The following is a 20,057-nucleotide window of genomic DNA, read 5'->3' as shown; positions in this document are numbered from 1 at the left end:
CCGGAGTGTCAACGGTGACGTGCGGTTCCAGCGGCCTGAGGACTGGAAAGGTGGCGATTGCGGCAGGTGCGATGCCGCAGGTGCGAAAAAATATTACACTTGGTTAAGAAAACAGCATTCGCGGTCCGTAAAACCTGCTATGTGTGCGCGGTCACAAGGAGAATGACATGCGTTTTGAACTGATGATCGCGGCTTCGGCCGCAGCACTGATGCTCACTGCCTGTTCCGATGGTGCGGATGAGCATGCCGATGGCGATATGGAGTCGGCCGCAGAGCATATGGGTGCCGCCATGGAAGACGCGGCCGACGCGACTGGCGAAGCCATGCATGATGCAGCTCATGCTGCTGAAGATGCGATGACGCCACCAGCTGACGCGCCAGCCGAGCCCGAGCCTGCTGCGACCGATCCTCAATAGACTGGATCGCACCGACTAGGCATTCACCTCATACCCGGTCGTGAAACATCACCCCGGGTATGAGGTTGCTGGTTCGCGCGTTAACGCCTGTTCGTCGCTGGGCGCCATAAAAGCCTGTCTGTCGGGCAAAATTCCCCCTTACAACATCGTCAGTTGCTCTTGGCATGTCCGCCCCATAGTTTCGCGGCCATGAGATATCTGGGTAATTGCGTTGCGGCCGCGCTCGCGGCCGTTTGTGTGTGTGGGTCTGCGGCATGGGCTGCGGCGCAGGATGATCGCATGGACGTCGATGTCGAGCTCGTGCTCGCCGTCGATATTTCCTATTCCGTCGACGAGGAAGAGGCGCACCGCCAACGCGAAGGCTATGTCGCCGCGCTGGCGCACCAGGACGTGATCCGCTCGATCCAGGGCGGCCCGCTGGGGCGCATCGCCGTCACCTATGTTGAATGGGCCGATACCGGTTTTCAGCGCGCTGCCGCCGACTGGACCGTGATCGCCAGCGAAGAAGACGCCCTGAACTTTGCCGCCCGTGTCGCTGCTGCCCCGTTTGAGCGCGGCCATTACACCGCGATTGGCTCGGCGATTGCCGATGGGGTGCGCCGGATCGACGAGAATGATTACACCGCACCGCGTTTGATCATCGATATTTCCGGCGACGGGCCGCAAAACCAGGGCCTGCCCTTGGAAAGCGCCCATGCGCTGGCTGACCAGTCCAATGTCGTCGTCAATGGCTTGCCGGTGATCTCCGAGAATTCCGGGCGCTGGGTTCGGCCCGTTGAAGTCCATCTCGAAGATTATTTCCGCAATAATGTCATCACCGGGCCGGGCGCATTCGTGGTTCCGGCGCGGACGGAGGACGAATTCCGCGTCGCGATCCTGCGCAAGCTGGTGCTTGAGATCGCCGGCGCGATGCCGTCGCGGTCCGAACTCGATCCCGCCAATCCGGCGCTTGAGGGTTTGGGGCGCGCGCCGTGAAGCCGGTTCTGGCGCTGGCGACGCTGCTCTTCGTTCCGCTGCTGATCGGTGGCAGCGAAGCGCCGCCTGATTACCTCGCACGGCCCGTCGAATACACCGCCGACGGTCTCGAATATGTCGATCTCGAACTCGTGCTCGCGGTCGATGTCTCCTCCTCGATCGATGAGGTCGAGGCGCGACGCCAGCGTGAGGGCCATGTCGCGGCTCTGGCCGATCCTGAAGTGATCTCGGCGATCCAGGGCGGCGGCTATGGCCGCATCGCGGTGATGTATCTGGAATGGGCAGATGGCGATTTTCAGCGTGTCGTCGCGCCCTGGACCGTGATCGCCACCGAAGGCGATGCGCGCATTTTCGCCGCCAGCCTGGCGACCGCGCCCTTTATCTCCGGCCGCCGCACGGCCATCGGTGCTGCGATCGAAACCTCAATCACGCTGATCGAGGACAATCGCTTTGAGGGTATTCGCCAGGTGATCGATCTGTCTGGAGATGGGCCGCAGAATTCCGGCTCCTCCCTGTCGCAGGCACGCACGCGCGCCGAGACAGCGCTGATCACCGTCAATGGCCTGCCGATCCAGTCCGAGCGGCAAAGTCCGTTTCGGCCCTCGGTCAACATCGATGTCGCGGATTACTTTGAAAAACAGGTGATTGCCGGGCCCGGCGCCTTCATTTCGCCCACAAATGAGCATGAGGATTTCGTGGACGCGCTGAAGCGCAAACTTATAATCGAAATCGCCGGGCTCGATCCGGCGCAATTCCTCAGGAGGGGATAATCCGCGCGCTCGTCATTGGCCTTTTGGCTCTCATTCTCGCCCCGTCCGCCCACGCCCAACCCGAGGGCGAGACGTTCGACACCTGGCTGGCCGGCTTCCACCCCCGCCTGAGCGAGGCTGGCGCAAGCCCGGAAACCGTCGCGTCGATGCTCGACGGGCTGACCCCGGCGATGCAGATCATTGAGCGCGATGGCAGCCAGCCTGAATTCGTGCGCCCGATCTGGTCCTATCTCGACATCGCCGCCTCCGATCTGCGCATTGCCAATGGCCGGAGCGCGTATGAGGCCAATCGTGCCATCGTTGATGCGGTCGCGGCGCAATATGGCGTGCGCGCAGAAACCCTGGTCGCGATCTGGGGGCTGGAAAGCTCCTACGGCCAGATCCCCGGCAATAATGACGTCATCCAGGCCCTCGCCACCCTGGCCTGGGAAGGCCGCCGCCGCGGCTGGGCCGAAGATCAGCTGATCGCCGCCGCGCACATGATCGATAATGGCTATGCCACCCGCGACCAGCTCACCGGCTCCTGGGCCGGCGCGATGGGCCAGATGCAATTCATCCCGACCACCTATCTGGAACGCGCCGTCGATTTCGATGGCGATGGCCGCCGCAATATCTGGACGAATAATGGCGATGCGCTCGCCTCCGCCGCCAATCTGCTCGCCCGCGCCGGCTGGCAGACCGGTGCGCCGACGGTGGTCGAGGTCTCCGTGCCGGATAATTTCGATGTCAGCCGCTGGAATCCCGACCAGAACCGCCTCGTGAGTGAATGGGCCCTGCGCGGCATCACGCCAGCCGATGGCCATCCCTGGAGCGCCGATGGCCTGATGCTCACCGCGCGTCTGGAACTGCCCGCCGGCATCGCCGGGCCGGGCTTTCTCACCTTCCCGAATTTCCGCGTCATCAAGCGCTATAACAACTCCACCGCCTACGCGCTGGGCGTCGCCCACCTCGCTGACCGTATCGCTGGCGCCGTGCCCTTCATCGGTCCCTGGCCGGTCGACGACGTCCCCCTGACCCGCACCCAGACCCGCGATATGCAGGCGGCGATGAATGCCCTCGGCCATGATTCAGGCACGCCAGACGGCCTCGCCGGACCGCGCACCCGCGATGCCCTGCGCGCCTTCCAGCGCGCCCATGGCCATGCCGCTGACGGTTATGCCGGGCGGGCGATGTATGATGCGGTGATGGCGGCGAGCGTGGCGGTGCCGGGGGAGTAGGGGTGGGCTCGTGTGGTGTTAGGTCGTGCGGTTTGTGTTGCAGCTAAAGCGTTCTCCTTGGAGCACAATCTGATCGTGCATCCATCGAACTGTGGCTTCAAGGACGCACGAATTGAGAATGCGAGTTTGAGTGCGCGAATTGGGTTGATACCCAGCTTCCAATGTATGTTCCTGATATAGTGTTATAATTGACATCGTATGCGGCCCTGCGAAAGTTATCCCCGTTAGGATAGCATTATGTTAGGATTGCAATTACATAATGGCCGGTCATAGAAGAGAGCGTGGTGATCGCCTTAATTTGGTGCGGTTTCCATGTGGTAGTACAGCGGCCTTGGAATTTAGAGGAGGGCGACATGAATGATAAGTTGAACCACCTGCTCTTCGAGAGCAGCGGAAGAGAGCTTCGGAACATCAAGTTTTCTCGTGGAACTGGTGCTGAGGTTTCAAAGGAAGAGTTTCGTGGCGTTGTCGCTAAGATTATTTTCGAAATCGAGAACGGCATAGCTGAAACGTTACCAGAGTTTGGTGACAAAAACCGAAAAACGGTTGATGTTAAAGAAGTTATCGCAAGGCTGAATTAGGCTTTGCGATAACTTCCAAATCGCATATGAATGCACGCTATGCGATTAATTGAACATTTCAGCGTTTATCAAAAGCTGCCCATCAAAATTGATGATATAGCATCCTTCCTTATTGAGGCCGGGTATGTGGAGGGTGTGGAATTCCACCCCACCGCAGAGGACGGAACCGTGCTCGCTGGGATGTTATATCATGTACGCTATAAGCCGCCATACGTAAGCGGTGACGGGTACTCTACCGCCCACATCGTATATCATACAGGTCTGCCGGAACCTGTTCAGCGCATGATCTGTGCTAAGGAGCTGCTGCATATAGCGGATAGCGATGAAATGGTGGTGCGAATCCAGGAAGACGTAAACCGCCTGACCACAGAAATGGTAATCCCGCCGGCGGCAATCTCGGACATGAATTCATTGGGAATAAAGACTATATCTGATCATGCCGGTATGCTTCGTGCGGCTGCATTGTTATTCCCGATCGAAGCTAGAGATTCCCTCAAGCCATTTTACGATAAGGCGATGAGTGCTGCTGAGATCGCGGGCATCGTCGACCTTCCATTTGCGTGGGTCGATTTCATCATGTCCGACGCCTGGCCGGGAATTTATGAGCAACTAATCTCGACAGGTACAAAGTTTTGCAAGTAGCATGATTTAGTGAACTATACGCATTCTCAAACACTTGCATGACGTTCCAACACTTTCAAACATTACACAAAGCGGTGGGGTTTCCTTGCTTGAATCCATCGGGCGGTGCTCTCCGGTGAATTAGTCCGTGCGATGATTCTGCCCCTAGGGCTCCGTCTTCACCGTCACCGGCGCTGTGACGCGCGCAATGCCCGGATGCCACCAGGCCAGGGCCAGCGCCATGATGCTCAGCACGGCGGCGGCGACATAGGGGCTGTGATGGCCGAGCTGGTTATACATCAACAGGCCACCGACCGGACCGATGATGAAGCCGAGGCCGGCAGTGGCGGTGGTCAGACCGGCGGCGCGGCCCTGTTCTTCCGGGGTGACGGCAATCGAGGCGCCGCCGACGAAGCCGGAACGGGCCAGACCGAAGGCGAAACTGGTCATCAGATAGGCGAAGACAATGCCGGCATAATTTGGCGCGATCAGCATCACGCCGCTGCCGAGCGCGGTGATCAGCCCGCCCAGTGACATCAATACGCGCGGGCTGGCTTTCAGCGCCGGGATCACGATCAGCTGCGCCACGATCAGCGCCCCGGCGCCGGCGGCGAGCGCGATGGCTGACATTTGCAGGCCCTGGCTCTCATCGAGACCAAGTGTGTCCATCACGAAGAAGGACAGGGTCGCCAGGCTGAGCGATTGGGTGATCCAGATCACGGCGCCATACATCATGAAAGGCGCGATGCGCGGATCGGCGGCGAAACCGAACTGCTTCAGCGGATTGAGCGGGCGTTGCTGCACGCGCGGCGGCGTCTGTTCCGGCAGGAATTTCCAGATTGCCAGCGCAGCGGTCGCGACCGTGGCCGAGATCAGCACCATGAACACCGGAACCCCGACGATATCGACAAAGGCCGCCGCCAGCGTCGGCCCGATCACCGCGCCAAGGCCGAAGGCGGCTGTCAGGCCGGCCAGCGCTTCGGTGCGTTCTTCCGGGCTGGTGCGGTCGGCGACATAGGCTTGGGCGGCCGGATTGGTGGCCGAGCCGAGCGAGCCGAACAGGGCGCGCGCCAAAGCCATCGCAAAGATCGCCGCCAGCGGCGGAACCCAGCCGGATTCGCCAGCCCAAGCCGCGCCGCCAAACATCAGGGTTGAGAAGGCAAAGGCACAAAGGCCAAATATGATCAGCGGCTTGCGGCCACGCCGATCCGACAGTGCGCCCCAGATCGGTGTCATCGTCATGAACAGCGTCGCCGAGACCGTATAGATCGCCCCGACCCAATATTCCGGCACCGTCAATTGCCGCGCCAGCGGCGGCAGGATGGCGAACAGCATGTTATTGCCGATCCCCGTCGCCATCAGACACAGGAAGAGCAGGCGAAAGGCGGAGCTGCGCTGTTTCGGACCTGACGGATTGGACGGGTCGTAGAGCGGGGTCATGGGGAGAGGGGGCGTCGGGAGCGGGGTCATCAGGCGCGAAGCTTTATGAGCTTCGCACCTCTTGGCAAGCGGGCTGTCCTGTAAACATCCTGATAACGTCAATTCAACCGGACATTAAGCTTAACGCGTCATAGTGCCCTCAAATCGAACGGCATCAATGTCGCGATGTTGAACAGGTGGACGGGTTCATGTTTCAGATTATCGGCATAGTGGTCGTGTTCGCGACCGTGTTCGGCGGTTACGCGCTGGCCGGCGGCCATTTCGACGTCATCATGCACGCATTGCCGCACGAGATGATCGTGATCGGCGGCTCCGCGATTGGCGCTTTCCTGATCGGGAACAAGCCGAAAGTCGTGATGAAGACAGCCGGCGATCTCGGCAAGATTTTTACCGGGCCCAAATGGAAGGGTTCGGACTATGCCGACCTGCTCTCCCTGCTCTTCCTGCTGACCAAGATGATGAAGACCAAGGGCGTTATCGCGCTCGAATCTCACATCGAAAACCCCAAAGAGAGCTCGATCTTCACCCGCTATCCGCGGATCATGAAAGACCACTTCGCGACCGATTTCATCTGCGACACGCTGCGCATGATGACGATGAATCTCGAAGACCCGCACCAGGTCGAAGATCACATGGAAAAACAGCTGGAAAAGCACCATCACGAGGCTGCCGGACCGGCCCATGCGCTGCAATCCATGGCCGATGCCCTGCCGGCCCTCGGCATCGTCGCCGCCGTGCTCGGCGTCATCAAGACGATGGGTTCCATCGACAGCCCGCCGTCCATTCTCGGCGCCATGATCGGCGGCGCGCTGGTCGGGACTTTCATGGGCGTCTTTCTCGCCTATGGCTTCGTCGGCCCCTTCTCCAGCTATATGCAGGCGGTCTATGACGAGGAACACCAGTTCTACAAAATCATCCAGGACGTCCTCGTCGCCCACCTCCACGGCAATGCCGCCCAGATCTCCGTCGAGATCGGCCGCGGTGGCATCCCGTCCAAAATGCAGCCGTCCTTCCTGGAACTGGAAAAAACCCTCGACGAAATCCCGGCCGAAGTCGGCTAAGGCTTCACTCGAAACGGATCAAATGCAGGCGCGCGGCTCTCAGGGCTGCGCGCTTTTTGCGTTTGGGGGGGTGGGCGCTGCGACCGGCGGGCGTCGCGTTCGTCATCCTCACCAGCTCCGCCCCGGACTGCGTCCGGCGCACCTCTTCCATCAAGGAAGAGGTGGGTGATTATCGATGCCGATCAGCTTGCCTCCCTCCTCTTCCTTGATGGAAGGCGACGGAGCTGGTGACGGCCTCGCGATTCCGATTGGCGGCTGGTGCTTCAATCCGGTGAGGGAGAAGCGACTCGCCCGCAGGATTCCGGCAACAAGGCCCGTCCTCTCTTCCGAATTACCGTCGTGGCGGCAGCCGCAACGCGGCGCGCAACCGGGTCTCGGTAGCGCCGAGCCGCGCGGCTGCGGTAGCCAGATCGGGCGTCCATCGCGCGGATCTCCCAGCACCTGCCTCAGAGCATGAGGCGAAACCGGCTTGGGTAGGATGCTGCGGTGCGATGGAGAGCGCCGCATTGGCGATTTCTTCCACAGAGAGACGCAGCGTTCGGTTCTCTCGCTCGGGTGGAGGCAGAGCACAACCGCGCAGTGCTTCAAACCGCGCTTGGAATTCCTCGAACGAGGGATAGTGCATGTCGCTCTTGCCGCACAGGCGACGCAAGACGGTTTCGAGCGACCGGGCGAACAGCTCTACTGGCCCGCCGCGGCACTGAGTTCGCGCATCAACTCGCTCAAGCCTATGGCTTCGACCCCTTCGGCGAGCGGATAGCGCTCCGTACCGCTATAGACGTAGAAACTCCTCGTCGGACGGAGATCCTCAACGGCATTGCGGAAGCCGCGAGAGAGCTTCGGTGATGCTGTGCGCTTGATCTCGACAGCCCACAACTGCTTGCCGCGTTCGATCACCAGATCAATCTCGGCGCCGGCCGATGTGCGGTAGAAGCCGACCTGGTGCGAGGCGAGGCGGCCGGCGGCGATGAGGTTTTCGATGACGAAGCCCTCCCAGCTGCCGCCAATAACGGGGTGACCGAGCAAGGCCTCATGCGTGTCCAGCCCGAGCAGCGCGTGGCAGATGCCGCTGTCGCGCACGTAGATTTTCGGTGATTTGACGAGGCGTTTTTTGGTGTTGGCATACCAAGGCGTGAGGCGGCGCACGAGCAGCAGATCGATCATCAGATCACGATAATTGGCGACCGTCTTGCTATCGACCCCGAGCGCGCGCGCGAGATCGGCTGCGTTGAAGAGGCCGCCCTGTTGATGGGCCAGCATCGTCCAGAAGCGACGCAGCATGTCGGCCGGGACGCGCGGTCCCAGCTGGGGAATATCACGCTCCAGATAGGTAGAGATGAAGTCATTGCGCCATTGAAGGCTGGCACGGTCGGATTTGGCGAGCAGGCTTCTCGGAAAGCCACCGCGCGCCCATAGTGTCGCCTCGTCCACGGTGTCATCGAGCTCACTCGCCAGGATCGGCGTCAGCTCCCTGTAGGCGACACGGCCGGCAAGCGATTCTGAGGACTGGTTCATCAGTTCCATGGATGCAGAGCCGAGCAGCAGGTAGCGCCCTGTGTCCTTGCCATCACGGCGCGCCTGGTCAATCAGGCCGCGAAGGGTCTGGAAGAGTTCGGGCAGACGGTGAACTTCGTCGAGGATCACCAGCTTGTCGAGATGGCCCATGAGGTAGAGCTCCGGATCTGCCAGCTTGGCGAGATCGGAGTGGCGTTCGAGGTCAAGATAGATGGCATCGCGGGCTTCGAGCAGATCATGGGCTAGCGTCGTTTTGCCGACCTGGCGCGGGCCGAGGAGCACCACTGCCGGATTCTCTTCAAGCGCCTCGTTGATTTCGGCTTGTAGTTCGCGGTTCAACATCCTTGCAATTATGGAGTTGAATTCCACAATTGCAAGGTTGATCTTGGGCGCATTGTGTGGGTGCGAACAAGAAGCTGCGAACGCGTCGACCGCTTTCCTCTCACACTCATGTCTCGCCGTCTGTGCACCCGAGGGCTGTCCCCGCGCGCTCTGCGGCGCTAGAACACCCCCATGAAAATCAGCGAAACCGATCTGCTTATCGTGCCCGGACTGGGCAATGCCTCGCCCGATGACTGGCAGGGGCGCTGGCTGGCGCGGATGCCGACGGCGCGGCGGGTTGAGCAGGCTGATTGGCGCAAGCCACGGCGCGAGGCCTGGGTTGCAGCGCTGGTTGCGGCGGTCGCCGAGGCGGAGAAGCCGGTGGTGTTGGTCGCGCATTCGGTTGGCATTCTGACACTGGCCCATGCGGCGCATCTGCTCGATAAAAGCAAGGTGGCGGGCGCTTTCATGGTCGGTGTTTCTGATTGGGAACGGCCGGAAATGGCGGAGAAATTTGGCGATCATGGCTTCGATCCGGTGCCGCATCAGCCGTTCGGCTTTCCCGCCGTCTTGCTGGCCAGTTCCGATGATCCGACCTGCGATGTCGAGCGCGCCGAAGTCTGGGCCGCCGCTTGGGGTGCGCGCTTTGTCGTCGTAGGCGATATGGGCCATTTCAATGCTGCCAGCGGTCATGGCCCTTGGCCGGAGGGCATGCTGGCCTTCGCCAAATTCATCGCGGCGCTGACACCGCCCGCCGCATGAGCGCGGACGGGCTGTATTGCCAGCCGCCGCAGCTCGACTGGTCGCAGCCGAGCGGGCCGCGCGCGCCGGATTATGGCGACATCTATTTTTCTGCCGAAGACGGTTTGGAAGAGACGCGCGCCGTGTTTCTGCAAGGCTGTGATCTGCCGCACGACTGGCAGGGCAAGCCCAATTATGTCGTCGGCGAGCTGGGTTTCGGGACCGGGCTGAATGCGCTGGCGCTATGGGATTTATGGCGCCGCGAGGGGCCGGCGACGGGCTGGCTGCACTTCGTCAGCATCGAGAAACACCCGCTGCGGCGCGAGGATGCCGCCCGTGCTTTCTCCGCCTGGCCTTCGCTCGCGGGGCTGAGCGCGCAATTGCTGGCGCAGTGGCCTTCGGCGCTAAAGGGCGCTCACCGGTTGGTCTTTCCCGACGACCGTTTCACCATCACCCTGTTCCAGGACGAGGCCGAATTGGCGCTGGCCCAGATCGAGGCGCAGGTGGATGCCTGGTTCCTCGACGGCTTTGCGCCGGATCGTAACGAGGCGATGTGGTCGCAAACCGTGTTCGACCGGATCGGCCGCCTGTCACGCGCAGGCACCCGGGTCGCGACCTTCACCGTCGCCGGTGCCGTGCGGCGCGGATTGCAGCAGGCGGGATTTTCGGTCGAAAAGCGTCCCGGTTTCGGCCGCAAGCGGCAGCGTCTCGAAGCGATCTATGCCGGCGCCGTAACACCGCCTGAGATCTCGCCGGTTGAGCGCACACAGCCTTGCGCCGGCCGGGTCGCGATCATCGGGGCCGGGATTGCCGGCGCCAGCCTGGCACTCGCCTTCCGCCGCCGGGGCCGCGAAGTGGTGGTCGTCGACGCCGTCGGTCCGGCCGCCGGCGCGTCGGGCGCTCCGGTCGGTCTGTTGACCCCGCGCTTGGAACGCACTGACCGGCCGCATGTCCGCGCTACTCTGGCCGCGTTCGAATTCGCGCGGCGCACCTATCTCGGGCTCGATGGCTTCTACCCCGAAGGCGTACTGCGCCTGCCCCGCGATGCCGAGGACCGCGACCGCCTCGCCCTGATCGCCAGCCGGATGGACGGCGATCATGTCTGGGATGGTGAGGGCCTGTGGCAGCCCCAGGCCGCCCGGTTTGAGCCGCGCCGGCTGGTGACTCAATTGCTCGCCGACACACCGCTGATCATCGCGCAGATCAACCGCGTCGAAGAGGGCGAGACCGGGGTGCGCTTGTTCGACGCTGATGGCGGTGTGGTGCTCGAGGCTGATCTGGTCATCCATGCCAGCGGCTGGGGCGCCAATGCGGTGTTCGATGCACTCGACGCCAATGCCGGTCAGCTCGCCGTGATCGAAGGCGCGCCGCCGCAGCGCGCGGTGGTCTGGGGCGGTTATGCCTGCGCCGCGCCGGGCGGCGGGGTGATGTTGGGCACGACCCATGTCCGCGGCGAAGAGGCCGGTCCGATCGAAGCGGCGATCACCGGTTTGCGCGCCGATCTCGCTTTGCATCGACCGCAGATCGCGGCCGGGCTCGGGATGGAGGTGTTGCAGAGTTGGGCGGGCATCAGAGCGGTCACGAGCGATCAGCTACCGGTTAGTGGGCCGGTGGCGGGCAGTGAGTTTACGGCACGGTGGCAACAGTATTCCACCGGTCGTCTGCCCCGCATCAAACCGGGACCGCCCGGACCGTGCCGGCAGTTCATCCTGTCCGGTTTTGGCTCACGCGGTTTTGCCCACGCGCCGCTTTTGGCCGAAGCCTTGGCGGGCGATCTGAGCGGCGAACCGGGGGCGCTGGAGCGTGCCGGGCGGGAGTGTCTGCAATCGACGCGGTTTGCGTGGCGCCGGCTAAAGCGCAGTCATTAAAGGCCTATTTTCAACGTCTCCTGGCCGCTGGCGCCATAGCGCAGCTCGACCACCGGGCACTCTGTGCTGAAACAGCCAATGTCGAAATCGAGATCGAGCGCATTGTCCCGATCATAGGTGATCGCGACCGGCCCGACCGCCAGCGCGACTGGAACACCCGCTGCCATCGGAACGGCGAGCGGCAGGCTGGCCAGCGCAGCCAGGGCGACGCCGATCAGGATTGGTTTGACGATCATCTTGAGTATCCCGCTTCTATCCTCAGGATAAGGATGCCGCCCAGACGCCGATTGGATGCAGGCCACTGCCATTTCCCGGCCCGGGATTTGCAGAATTTCTCCCAGAGACTTCGCTTGTGGCGCGAAACGGGACGAAATCGATGAACCAACTGGCTGATATCACCCAATTCCAGGACCGCCGCTCCGGTTCGCGCCATGTCTGGTTCCTCAACTCTGCGTTCGACCGCATTGGCCTTGATGTCGCGCTGAAGCGGATCAGCGAGCGCGCATCAGACAAAGCCTTTGCTTTTGTAGTGACGCCAAATGTTGATCATCTGGTGCGGCTGGAATCCGATACCGTGCTGGCCACGCTCTACGCGCAGGCTTGGCTGACTGTGTGCGACAGCCGTGTGCTGGAGTTGATCGGTCGCTTCTCTGGTGAGCGCATCGATGTGACGCCAGGCTCAGACCTGACCGCGCTCCTGCTGGAAAATGTGATCGACCCATCCGAGACCGTCACGATCATTGGCGCCTCGAAAGACGTGGTTGATGCGGTGACGGCGCGTTATGGCCTGACCGATGTGCGTTGGCACGAACCGCCCATGGGACTGCGCCATAATCGCGAGGCGCTGGATGATTGCGCCCGCTTTGTCGCGGAGAATCCGGCCCGTTTCATTTTCATGTGTGTCGGTTCGCCGCAACAGGAAATGGTGGCCGAGGCCTGCCTCGACCGTGGCGATTGCACGGGTCTGGGTCTGTGCGTCGGGGCCTCGCTTGACTTCCTTGGCGGCAAGATTGAGCGCGCGCCCGGCTGGATGCAGCGCTCGCGGTTGGAATGGCTGCACCGTCTCGCTTCCGAGCCGCGCCGGATGTGGCGTCGCTATCTGGTTGACGGACCGAAGGTGTTTCTGTTGTGGCTGCGCTGGCGCAAGACGCAGCGCGAATTGCGCTCGCTGGAACAGGCCCTGTCCGATCCGGCAAAGGCGCGAGAGCGGGCTTTACATCAACGAATTCGCGCGCTTGAAGGCCTGTTGCAGGCACCGAAGCCTGAATAACATCTCCGCCGGATTGTGTTTGGCAAAGCGTACGCCTAATCTTCCTCGCGTGATGGTTCCCTCACGGGATAAATCGAGAAGCCGGTACGGTGGCAACACCCAGTCCGGCGCTGTACCCGCAGCCGTAGGCGGTGAGCGGCGATGCAAAATGCCACTGGGGTGAAATCCGGGAAGGCGCATCGTTCGTGACGACCCGCAAGCCGGAAGACCTGCCATCACCGTCGTCTGTCCGCTCGTGCGGTGGTACACGAGACTGACGCGGTATATCCGTTTTCTGACGACTCCTGCAATCTGTGCCGGCGTCGTTGTGCGCCGGCTCCAAAGCTTTGGAGACGTGCATGCCCGGAAAATTTTACTCCCGAATATTGTGTTCGACCGCCTTGTTGGTCGCCCCGGCCGCCGCGCTGGCGCAAGAGAGTCCGGCGGAGGATGTTGTCTATGTGACCGCCGCTCGGATCCCGCTCGCCGCTGACGATGCAACCGTCAGCATTTCCGCGCTCGATAGCGCCATGATTGAAGCTCGAGGTGCGGTATTTGTCGCCGATATCCTGCGCGCTATCCCCGGTCTTGCCGTGTCGCGATCCGGCACGGCAGGCGCCCTGACCCAGATCCGGTCGCGCGGATCGGAGGCCAATCATGTCCTGGTCCTGATTGATGGAATCGAGGCCGCGAACCCGTTTACCGGCGAAGCCGATTTCGCTCATTTCGCCTTTGACGATCTGGGCTCGATCGAAGTCGCGCGCGGCGAGCAATCGGCCCTGTGGGGCGCCGATGCGATTGGCGGCGTCATCTCCTTGCGATCAGCCATGCCAGAGCAAGGCCGCGAGGCCACGCTACGGGCTGAAGCCGGGTCGTTCGGGACGACACGCCTGAGCGGGCGGCTCGGCAGGGGTTTCGAACACGGCTATCTCGCTGCGGGCGTTGCTGCCTTCGAGACTGACGGGATTGATGTTTCCGGCCTCGGCGGTGAGCGCGATGGCTATTCCAACCGATCGGCCAATTTCCTCGCCGGCCGAGACTGGGATGGCATCAAGCTCGCCACCGCACTGCGCTGGGTCGGCTATCAGACTGCCTCCGATGCCGACAGGGACTATGACGGACGGCTCGACAATACCGATGACCGGCGCACCGGCGATCAGATCCTGGCTCGTGTCGGGCTCACGATTGATCAACATCTGGGTGAAATCGCCGTCAGCCATGAGCTCGCCGTGCAGCTGACCGATGATGTTTCGCGCAGTTTCGAGGGCGATGCCCGCAGCGCCTTGTCTGAGGGACAGCGGACGCAAGGGCATTATCAGGTGACGGGTTTCTGGTCGCAGGGTGAGATCGAGCACCGCCTGACCGGGCTGGTGGAATACGAACAGGACCGGACCAGCAATGACGCCGGACCGGGCTCGCCGGCCAATCAGGCCCATGACCTCGCCAGCACCGCTTTCGCCCTCGATTACGGACTCAGTCGCGGCCCTCTCGATCTCACCGCGTCGGCGCGGCATGAGAGCAACCAAGATTTCGAGGACGCGCTGACTTGGCGGGCGGGAATGGCCTGGGCCTTCGACAGTATTGGCGGCCGGCTGCGGCTGGGTGGCGGCGAAGGGGTGAAGAATCCCGGCGTGTTCGAACTGTTCGGCTATTTCCCGGCCTATTTCATTGGCAATCCGGGCCTGAAGCCGGAGCGTTCACGTGGCTGGGAGCTGGCTTGGGAACAGGGCTTTGCCGATGGGCGCGGCCATGCCTCCGTGGTGTGGTTCCAGTCGCAATTGACCGATGAAATCTACACCGACTTCGCCGTTTTCCCCGCGACGGCAAGGAATGCCACCAGCCGGTCGGACCGGTCCGGCCTGGAGCTGGAGGCTGGCTGGGATGTAAGTGATGCCGTTGCCGTGTTCGGCTCGGCGACATTGATGGACAGTGAGCAGGACGGGGCAGCCGAGATCCGCCGCCCGCAACGGCTCGCTTCACTGACACTGGATTGGCATCCGGTTGAGGCCGCGTGGTCGGCCTCGCTGACTGTCGACCATACCGGCGAACAGCTGGATACCGATTTCGGGACATTCCAGACGGTGACGCTGGATGCCTATACGCTTGTTGGCAGCCAGTTGCGTTGGCAGGCCCGTGAGGGTGTCGAGCTCTATCTGCGTGGGGAAAACCTGCTCGATGAGGACTATCAGGATGTGTTTGGATATCACACGCCCGGCCGTGGCCTTTATCTCGGCCTGCGTCTTCGCCATGGCTAGCGCCACTCTGGCGCCGGCGCAGCAAACGGCCCCGCCGCAGGGCGGGGTCGTGTCGGCCTCGCTGTGCGGCGATGCCTATCTCTTTGCGCTTGAGTCGGCCTCGAATATCGCGGCGGTCTCGTGGCAGGTCGATCAGCCGGTCTCGGCGGCACCGGATTGGGCGCGGCATTTGCCGCGCGCTTGGCCGGATGCCGAGCGCCTGTTCGCGCTTGATCCCGGCCTCGTTGTGTTTGGCGCGGGCGAAGGCGGGCGTGCGAGCGCGATGCTGGAGCGCAGCGGGTACCAGACTTTCGAACTGGCGTGGGTTGAGGGTTTCGACGGTGTACGCGCCAATCTTCTGGCGCTGGGACTGGCGTTGGGGCGTGACGCCGCTGCCATCGACGCCGTGCGGGAACTGAATGACCGGCAGGCAGAGCTGCGACTGCGCTCCGAGCGGCGCGGCGTCGTGCCGAGCGTCGCCTATCTCAGCGCCTCGGGCGGTTCGGCTGGTGTCGGCACCTATGTCGATGCGGCCATCACGGCGGCTGGCGGGCGCAATAGTGTTGCACAAAGCGGTGTTATCGGTTGGGGCCGTTCGGATCCGGAGCTGGCTTTGACCCTGCAGGCAGACATCATCCTGACCAGCTATTTCAGCGACGGTTTTGCCGGCACGCTCAGCCGCGCGACACGCCATGCCGCCTACCGCCGCCTGCTCGACAGTGCCGACCGCGTCGATATTGCCAGCGCCGACTGGCCGTGCGCCGGGCCGCGCCTGATCGATGCGGCCGAAGCGATTGCCGACGCGCTGGATGAATGGGCGCAGCGCTCATGAAGACCCTGCACCTGAATCTCCTGCTCGCCGCTGGTGTTCTCGCCAGCCTTACCGCTTCGCTCTTCCTCGGCGATGCGCGTTTGACCATCTCCAGCCTCGGCGATGCCTTGGCCGGGGCGGAGGATTTACCGGCGCTGCTGATGCGCGAACTGCGCTTGCCGCGCGCGCTGCTGGGGTTGGTGGTGGGCGCTGGTCTGGGCGGATCGGGCGCGGTATTGCAGGGCTTCTTCCGTAACCCCTTGGCCGATCCCGGCGTGATCGGCGTTTCGGCCAGTGCCGGGCTGGGCGCGGTGGCGGCGATGTATTTTGGCGTTGCGGCGCTGGGCGTGCTGATCCTGCCGCTGGCGGCGGTCGCCGCCGCCGGGCTCGGCGTCGCCAGCCTGCTTCTGCTCGCGGGCCCGCGTGCGAGTGCAACGACGCTGATTCTCGCCGGCGTGGCGATTGGTTCGATTGCCACGGCACTTACGGCCCTGCTGATGAATCTCGCGCCCAATCCCTGGGCTCTGGCCGAGATCGCCTATTGGCTGATGGGGTCCCTGCAGGATGCCAGCTGGACCGAACTGCGCTTTGCGGCACCGATTGTATTGGCCGGCCTGGCCCTGCTGGCACTGACCCCGCGCGCGCTGGATGCACTGAGCTTGGGTGAGGAAAGTGCACGCAGCCTCGGGATTGATCTGGCGCGTCTGCGACTGATCGTCGTCGGTGGCACGGCTTTGGCGGTCGGGGGCGGCGTCGCAGTGGCGGGCGCAATCGGCTTTGTTGGCTTGGTGGTACCGCATTTATTGCGGCCGCTGGTCGGGCATCGTCCCGGCGCTCTGATCCTTCCGTCCATTCTGGGTGGTGCGATCCTGATCGAGCTGGCGGATCTGGCGACGCGGCTGGCCTCCGGGCCGGGCATGCCACTCTATCTCGGAGTTCTGACGGCACTGATCGGCGCACCTTTCTTCTTGTGGCTGGTGCGGTCTCTGCCGGGGAGGGCGATCTGATGCGGCTGCAGCTATCGTCCGTCGAATTCGGCTATCATGGTCGGGCGGCCCTGTCCGAGATTGGTTTCGAGGCGGCAGGCGGCGAACTGATCGCCCTGGTCGGACCGAATGGCGCCGGCAAGTCGAGCCTGCTCAGACTATGCGCCGGCCTGCTGGAGCCGGGCAATGGCCAGGTCGCGCTGGACGGTGTCGCACTGCATGCTCTGCCTGCGCAAGAACGGGCGCGGCGGATCGCCTATATGCCGCCAGACGGGGCCTCGGCCTGGCCGATGCCGGTGCGGCGGATCGTGGCGCTGGGGCGAGTGCCGCATCTCAAACCGCTGCGGCGGTTGACGGCTGAGGATGAGGCGGCGATCGATCTGGCACTGGGCAAGGCAGGCATTGCTGGTCTGGCCGAGCGCCCCTTCGACCAGCTCTCATCCGGTGAACGCGCGCGCGTCCTGTTGGCTCGGGCACTGGCGACCCAGGCCGATCTTATCCTGCTCGACGAGCCAACGGCGGCGCTCGATCCGCGACACCAGCTCGGTGTGATGGAAATTCTGCGGGCCGAGGCCGGGCGAGGCGCTCTGGTAATCGTCGCGGCGCACGCGCTCGATCTGGTCGCGCGTTATGCCGACCGAGCGATATTGATGCAGGACGGCCGCATCATTGCCGATGCCCCGCCAGGGTTGAGCCTGTCGCAAGCCCGTATCGCTGAAGTGTTCGGTGTTGTGGCGCCGGGCGGGATCGCACCGACGCCGCTGCGTCTGGCCGATTAGCCGAAGATGATTTTGGGTGCCGGTTTGGAGGCCTGATCTGCCGCTTCCAGTGCCGCCTTGGCCGCCTTGAGGAAGGCGCGGGCGACGGGGCTGTCGCCGAGCGCTGCCGGATGGCCTTCGTCTGAGGACGTGCGCAATTGCGGGTGAAGCGGGATTTCACCGAGGAAGGCGACGCCGAGACGTTCCGCCTCATCCTTCGCGCCGCCATGGCCGAAAATATCGCTATTCTCGCCGCAATGCGGGCAGATGAAGCTGCTCATATTCTCGATAATGCCAAGAATGGGGATGTGGGTCTGTTCGAACATGCCGATCGCCTTGCGGGCATCGTCGAGCGCCAGATCTTGCGGCGTCGAGACAATCACGGCGCCGTCAACCGGCAAATCCTGGGCGATCGCCAATTGCGCATCGCCTGTGCCCGGGGGCATGTCGAGGATCAGAACGTCGAGTTCGCCCCAATCGGTATCGGTCATGAATTGCCGGATCGCGCCCTGCACCATCGGTCCGCGCCAAACGACGGGCGCACCCGGCTTGATGACGAAGCCGATCGAAACCAGTTTGACGCCATGCGCGGTGATCGGCTGCACGCCGGAATCGGTCTTGCGCAGGCCGGGGGCATCGTTGATTCCAAACAAGCGAGGGCAGGACGGGCCATAAATATCGGCATCCAGCAGCCCGACCTTCATGCCGTCGCGCGCCAGGGCGACAGCGAGATTGGCGGCGACGGTCGATTTGCCGACTCCGCCCTTGCCCGAAGCGACAGCGATGATGCGGCGCGCAGGCTTCTTGACCGCTTTGGTAGCGGGCTTTGGCGGGCGGGCATGGGCATGTTTTTGGGACGGTTCGCGGTGGGCGGTCATCACGATGCGGGCGCGATTGATTCCCTTAATCGCCGTTGCGGCCTTCTCGATCAACGGGCGCAGTGTGTCGAAATCAGCATCGCCAACAACGGGTGGTGTCAGGACAATCGTGGCCGTGTCTCCGGCGACACTGGCTGAGTCGACGCGGCCAGCATCGATAATGTTGCGGCCGGACTGGCGTTCGGTGACGCCGGTGAGGGCTTTGCGCAGGCGTTCGTCCATCGGGTTCTCCACGGTCTGCCGCAGAGATAGGCTTTTGTTGCCAGGTCTTAAAGCCTGATCGCTGATGTTGGCATCGATCAGGTCATTGAAAGCGAGATATGGACCCTGGGGCGATGCAGTTTCAGCGCTTCGAGATAGTCGGCATCCTCTTCGCGGTAGCGCGCTTCCCATTCATCGCGCCGACTGTGGCCCAGATCCTCGATACTGGCCTGGGGTGGCATCAGAGGCGTTTCGGGCAGGCCCAGCACATTGGCAAATCGTCGTAAGATTCGTTCCGGGCGCTCGATGAGGTCTTCATAATAGATTCGGTCCGGCTCGATATGGCGCGAGCTGAATTCGCGTTCCCACATCAATTCCTGGTCGTGCAGCACTTTGATCTGCTGGCGGATGGCTTGGGTGTCGTACATCACGGCCTCGCGCACCGTACGCGCATCATCATTCATCTGAAAAGAATGGAGCACGCCCGATTGATGCGCGACATGCATCGACAGGCCTTGCCGTACGATATTGCGCCGGCGCAAATAGAAATACTTCACTGAGCCGTCGAGGACATCATCGATCTTGGCGAGCTTTCTGGCGGCAATCACTTGCGCGATCGCGACCTCGACGCCGCTGACGCCGTTGGGTGACGCATGTTTGGCCAGGACGCGACGCAGATAGGTGGCGACATCATTGGCCGCCAGATCGTCAATCTCAGTCTGCATCCGTGCTGCCGATAACCACTCATCGGGGAAACCGAAAGCCTTTGTGTCGCGGAGTGTGTAGGCCAGATAGGTGCTGCCGGATCTCGGGATCAGGCAGATGGCATAACGGATCTTGGGCGTGCCCGCATCGAGCGCTGCCAGACGCTCAATGGAGTCGGCAGAGGGCTCCCGGATCGCGGTGAAAAGCTCTTCGATATTGCGCAGCATCTCATAACTCCAAAACGCGGTTTCAATACCAGATCGTCCAGCGGAAGGGTGAGAGCGTATTCAGCATGCGCGCAGCTGTCTGCGGGGAGGCTCGATTTCGTCGCTGTGGAACGGATGGTGGGCGATACTGGGATTGAACCAGTGACCCCTTCGATGTCAACGAAGTGCTCTCCCGCTGAGCTAATCGCCCATCCGTTCAGGGAGCGCAGTTTCTAGCGTCCACTGCTTGGAGAGGCAAGGTGCAAATAACGGCAGGCTCCATCCTGATTGCAGTTTGGCCCACAATGGACGGTCCATGCCCCGAAAAGAGGCGCCGGTGCGTCCACAAGCCGATGAATTCGTGTCGCGATACATATGGTTTTTTTGCAACAATTGCGGCGGAAATGTGTTGCAGGAGGGGCCGGAGCTTGTCGGATGGCGGCACATCTCGTCTTATGCGGTATCGGTCGGGGAAATCCGATCAGGTATGTAAGCCCAAGAGG

Annotated in this window: 19 protein-coding genes, 1 tRNA gene and 1 riboswitch; of the genes, 14 read left to right on the top strand and 6 right to left on the bottom strand. The window is 62.5% G+C overall.

The annotated features are described in order from the left end of the window. Positions 1-167 precede the first annotated feature (167 nt). From AAC029_RS03470 to AAC029_RS03445, 6 genes are all read left to right on the top strand, one after another. Entirely contained in the window at positions 168-416 is a 249-nt protein-coding gene (locus tag AAC029_RS03470; protein ID WP_339743985.1) for a hypothetical protein, read from the top strand. A gap of 279 nt (positions 417-695) precedes the next feature. Continuing rightward, positions 696-1,391 carry a DUF1194 domain-containing protein gene (locus tag AAC029_RS03465; RefSeq protein ID WP_339743983.1) on the top strand — a complete coding sequence of 232 codons (696 nt, stop codon included), beginning with the start codon at positions 696-698 and terminating at the stop codon, positions 1,389-1,391. Continuing rightward, positions 1,388-2,161 (top strand): DUF1194 domain-containing protein, encoded by a 774-nt coding sequence (locus AAC029_RS03460; RefSeq protein ID WP_339743981.1) that lies wholly within the window; start codon positions 1,388-1,390, stop codon positions 2,159-2,161. Before AAC029_RS03465 ends, AAC029_RS03460 begins: the two co-directional genes overlap by 4 nt. A 23-nt stretch (positions 2,162-2,184) precedes the next feature. After that, positions 2,185-3,378 (top strand): lytic murein transglycosylase, encoded by a 1,194-nt coding sequence (locus tag AAC029_RS03455; RefSeq protein ID WP_339743979.1) that lies wholly within the window; start codon positions 2,185-2,187, stop codon positions 3,376-3,378. Between the two features lie 353 nt (positions 3,379-3,731). After that, on the top strand, positions 3,732-3,959 hold the full coding sequence (locus AAC029_RS03450) for a hypothetical protein (RefSeq protein ID WP_339743977.1): 228 nt from the start codon (positions 3,732-3,734) through the stop codon (positions 3,957-3,959). A 39-nt stretch (positions 3,960-3,998) separates the two neighbouring features. Further along, entirely contained in the window at positions 3,999-4,601 is a 603-nt protein-coding gene (locus AAC029_RS03445) for a hypothetical protein (RefSeq protein WP_339743975.1), read from the top strand. A gap of 144 nt (positions 4,602-4,745) precedes the next feature. On the opposite strand, the gene AAC029_RS03440 is transcribed toward AAC029_RS03445, so the two are convergent. Further along, the gene (locus AAC029_RS03440; RefSeq protein WP_339743973.1) at positions 4,746-6,020 is read right to left on the bottom strand and encodes an MFS transporter; all 1,275 of its coding nucleotides are present in this window, start codon (positions 6,018-6,020) and stop codon (positions 4,746-4,748) included. Positions 6,021-6,208: 188 nt separating this feature from the next. On the opposite strand from AAC029_RS03440, the gene motA reads away from it, so the two are divergent. Next, positions 6,209-7,081, top strand: a complete 873-nt coding sequence (gene motA / locus AAC029_RS03435) for a flagellar motor stator protein MotA (RefSeq protein ID WP_339743971.1) — start codon at positions 6,209-6,211, stop codon at positions 7,079-7,081. Between the two features lie 681 nt (positions 7,082-7,762). Here the strand turns inward: motA and AAC029_RS03430 are convergent. Then, positions 7,763-8,938, bottom strand: a complete 1,176-nt coding sequence (locus tag AAC029_RS03430; RefSeq protein ID WP_339743969.1) for an ATP-binding protein — start codon at positions 8,936-8,938, stop codon at positions 7,763-7,765. 171 nt (positions 8,939-9,109) lie between these two features. Between AAC029_RS03430 and AAC029_RS03425 the strand changes: the two genes are divergently transcribed. Together AAC029_RS03425 and mnmD are read left to right on the top strand one after the other, a co-directional pair. After that, positions 9,110-9,679 carry an alpha/beta hydrolase gene (locus tag AAC029_RS03425; RefSeq protein WP_339743967.1) on the top strand — a complete coding sequence of 190 codons (570 nt, stop codon included), beginning with the start codon at positions 9,110-9,112 and terminating at the stop codon, positions 9,677-9,679. After that, the gene (gene mnmD, locus AAC029_RS03420) at positions 9,676-11,526 is read left to right on the top strand and encodes a tRNA (5-methylaminomethyl-2-thiouridine)(34)-methyltransferase MnmD (protein ID WP_339743965.1); all 1,851 of its coding nucleotides are present in this window, start codon (positions 9,676-9,678) and stop codon (positions 11,524-11,526) included. The genes AAC029_RS03425 and mnmD overlap by 4 nt, the downstream gene beginning before the upstream one ends. On the opposite strand, the gene AAC029_RS03415 is transcribed toward mnmD, so the two are convergent. After that, on the bottom strand, positions 11,523-11,762 hold the full coding sequence (locus AAC029_RS03415) for a hypothetical protein (protein WP_339743963.1): 240 nt from the start codon (positions 11,760-11,762) through the stop codon (positions 11,523-11,525). The two genes, mnmD and AAC029_RS03415, sit on opposite strands and share 4 nt — an antisense overlap. Before the next feature lie 140 nt (positions 11,763-11,902). On the opposite strand from AAC029_RS03415, the gene AAC029_RS03410 reads away from it, so the two are divergent. From AAC029_RS03410 to AAC029_RS03390, 5 genes are all read left to right on the top strand, one after another. Further along, entirely contained in the window at positions 11,903-12,796 is an 894-nt protein-coding gene (locus tag AAC029_RS03410) for a WecB/TagA/CpsF family glycosyltransferase (protein WP_339743961.1), read from the top strand. A 36-nt stretch (positions 12,797-12,832) separates the two neighbouring features. Then, a riboswitch (cobalamin riboswitch) is annotated at positions 12,833-13,028 on the top strand. A gap of 106 nt (positions 13,029-13,134) precedes the next feature. Further along, the gene (locus AAC029_RS03405; RefSeq protein ID WP_339743959.1) at positions 13,135-15,030 is read left to right on the top strand and encodes a TonB-dependent receptor; all 1,896 of its coding nucleotides are present in this window, start codon (positions 13,135-13,137) and stop codon (positions 15,028-15,030) included. Continuing rightward, positions 14,966-15,841, top strand: coding sequence for an ABC transporter substrate-binding protein (locus AAC029_RS03400; RefSeq protein ID WP_339743957.1), 876 nt, complete (start codon positions 14,966-14,968; stop codon positions 15,839-15,841). Before AAC029_RS03405 ends, AAC029_RS03400 begins: the two co-directional genes overlap by 65 nt. After that, positions 15,838-16,827, top strand: coding sequence for an iron ABC transporter permease (locus tag AAC029_RS03395; protein ID WP_339743955.1), 990 nt, complete (start codon positions 15,838-15,840; stop codon positions 16,825-16,827). The genes AAC029_RS03400 and AAC029_RS03395 overlap by 4 nt, the downstream gene beginning before the upstream one ends. Beyond that, positions 16,827-17,585, top strand: coding sequence for an ABC transporter ATP-binding protein (locus AAC029_RS03390; RefSeq protein ID WP_339743953.1), 759 nt, complete (start codon positions 16,827-16,829; stop codon positions 17,583-17,585). Before AAC029_RS03395 ends, AAC029_RS03390 begins: the two co-directional genes overlap by 1 nt. On the opposite strand, the gene AAC029_RS03385 is transcribed toward AAC029_RS03390, so the two are convergent. The 3 genes from AAC029_RS03385 to AAC029_RS03375 all read right to left on the bottom strand — a co-directional run bounded on the left by AAC029_RS03385 (position 17,582) and on the right by AAC029_RS03375 (position 19,765). Then, positions 17,582-18,664: an Mrp/NBP35 family ATP-binding protein gene (locus AAC029_RS03385; protein ID WP_339743951.1), complete on the bottom strand. Its 1,083-nt coding sequence runs from the start codon at positions 18,662-18,664 to the stop codon at positions 17,582-17,584. The two genes, AAC029_RS03390 and AAC029_RS03385, sit on opposite strands and share 4 nt — an antisense overlap. A 77-nt stretch (positions 18,665-18,741) precedes the next feature. Beyond that, positions 18,742-19,575 (bottom strand): Stf0 family sulfotransferase, encoded by an 834-nt coding sequence (locus tag AAC029_RS03380; protein WP_339743949.1) that lies wholly within the window; start codon positions 19,573-19,575, stop codon positions 18,742-18,744. A gap of 115 nt (positions 19,576-19,690) precedes the next feature. After that, positions 19,691-19,765, bottom strand: a tRNA-Val gene (locus AAC029_RS03375). Positions 19,766-20,057 lie beyond the last annotated feature (292 nt).

Source organism: uncultured Maricaulis sp. (genome assembly GCF_963975345.1).
Taxonomy (GTDB): Bacteria; Pseudomonadota; Alphaproteobacteria; order Caulobacterales; family Maricaulaceae; genus Maricaulis.
Note: the sequence above shows the minus strand (reverse complement) of the source record. Positions and strands in the feature narration are given on the sequence as shown.

Excerpts from the sequence above, each read along its gene's own strand:
- AAC029_RS03465 (WP_339743983.1), top strand. The coding sequence starts at position 696 with ATGGACGTCGATGTCGAGCTCGTGCTCGCCGTCGATATTTCCTATTCC.
- AAC029_RS03450 (WP_339743977.1), top strand. The coding sequence starts at position 3,732 with ATGAATGATAAGTTGAACCACCTGCTCTTCGAGAGCAGCGGAAGAGAG.
- AAC029_RS03410 (WP_339743961.1), top strand. The coding sequence starts at position 11,903 with ATGAACCAACTGGCTGATATCACCCAATTCCAGGACCGCCGCTCCGGT.
- AAC029_RS03395 (WP_339743955.1), top strand. The coding sequence starts at position 15,838 with ATGAAGACCCTGCACCTGAATCTCCTGCTCGCCGCTGGTGTTCTCGCC.
- AAC029_RS03385 (WP_339743951.1), bottom strand. The coding sequence starts at position 18,664 with ATGGACGAACGCCTGCGCAAAGCCCTCACCGGCGTCACCGAACGCCAG.
- AAC029_RS03380 (WP_339743949.1), bottom strand. The coding sequence starts at position 19,575 with ATGCTGCGCAATATCGAAGAGCTTTTCACCGCGATCCGGGAGCCCTCT.
- AAC029_RS03440 (WP_339743973.1), bottom strand. The coding sequence starts at position 6,020 with ATGACCCCGCTCTACGACCCGTCCAATCCGTCAGGTCCGAAACAGCGC.
- AAC029_RS03400 (WP_339743957.1), top strand. The coding sequence starts at position 14,966 with ATGTGTTTGGATATCACACGCCCGGCCGTGGCCTTTATCTCGGCCTGC.
- AAC029_RS03445 (WP_339743975.1), top strand. The coding sequence starts at position 3,999 with ATGCGATTAATTGAACATTTCAGCGTTTATCAAAAGCTGCCCATCAAA.
- AAC029_RS03470 (WP_339743985.1), top strand. The coding sequence starts at position 168 with ATGCGTTTTGAACTGATGATCGCGGCTTCGGCCGCAGCACTGATGCTC.
- AAC029_RS03430 (WP_339743969.1), bottom strand. The coding sequence starts at position 8,938 with ATGTTGAACCGCGAACTACAAGCCGAAATCAACGAGGCGCTTGAAGAG.
- AAC029_RS03405 (WP_339743959.1), top strand. The coding sequence starts at position 13,135 with ATGCCCGGAAAATTTTACTCCCGAATATTGTGTTCGACCGCCTTGTTG.
- mnmD (WP_339743965.1), top strand. The coding sequence starts at position 9,676 with ATGAGCGCGGACGGGCTGTATTGCCAGCCGCCGCAGCTCGACTGGTCG.
- AAC029_RS03425 (WP_339743967.1), top strand. The coding sequence starts at position 9,110 with ATGAAAATCAGCGAAACCGATCTGCTTATCGTGCCCGGACTGGGCAAT.
- AAC029_RS03390 (WP_339743953.1), top strand. The coding sequence starts at position 16,827 with ATGCGGCTGCAGCTATCGTCCGTCGAATTCGGCTATCATGGTCGGGCG.
- AAC029_RS03415 (WP_339743963.1), bottom strand. The coding sequence starts at position 11,762 with ATGATCGTCAAACCAATCCTGATCGGCGTCGCCCTGGCTGCGCTGGCC.
- motA (WP_339743971.1), top strand. The coding sequence starts at position 6,209 with ATGTTTCAGATTATCGGCATAGTGGTCGTGTTCGCGACCGTGTTCGGC.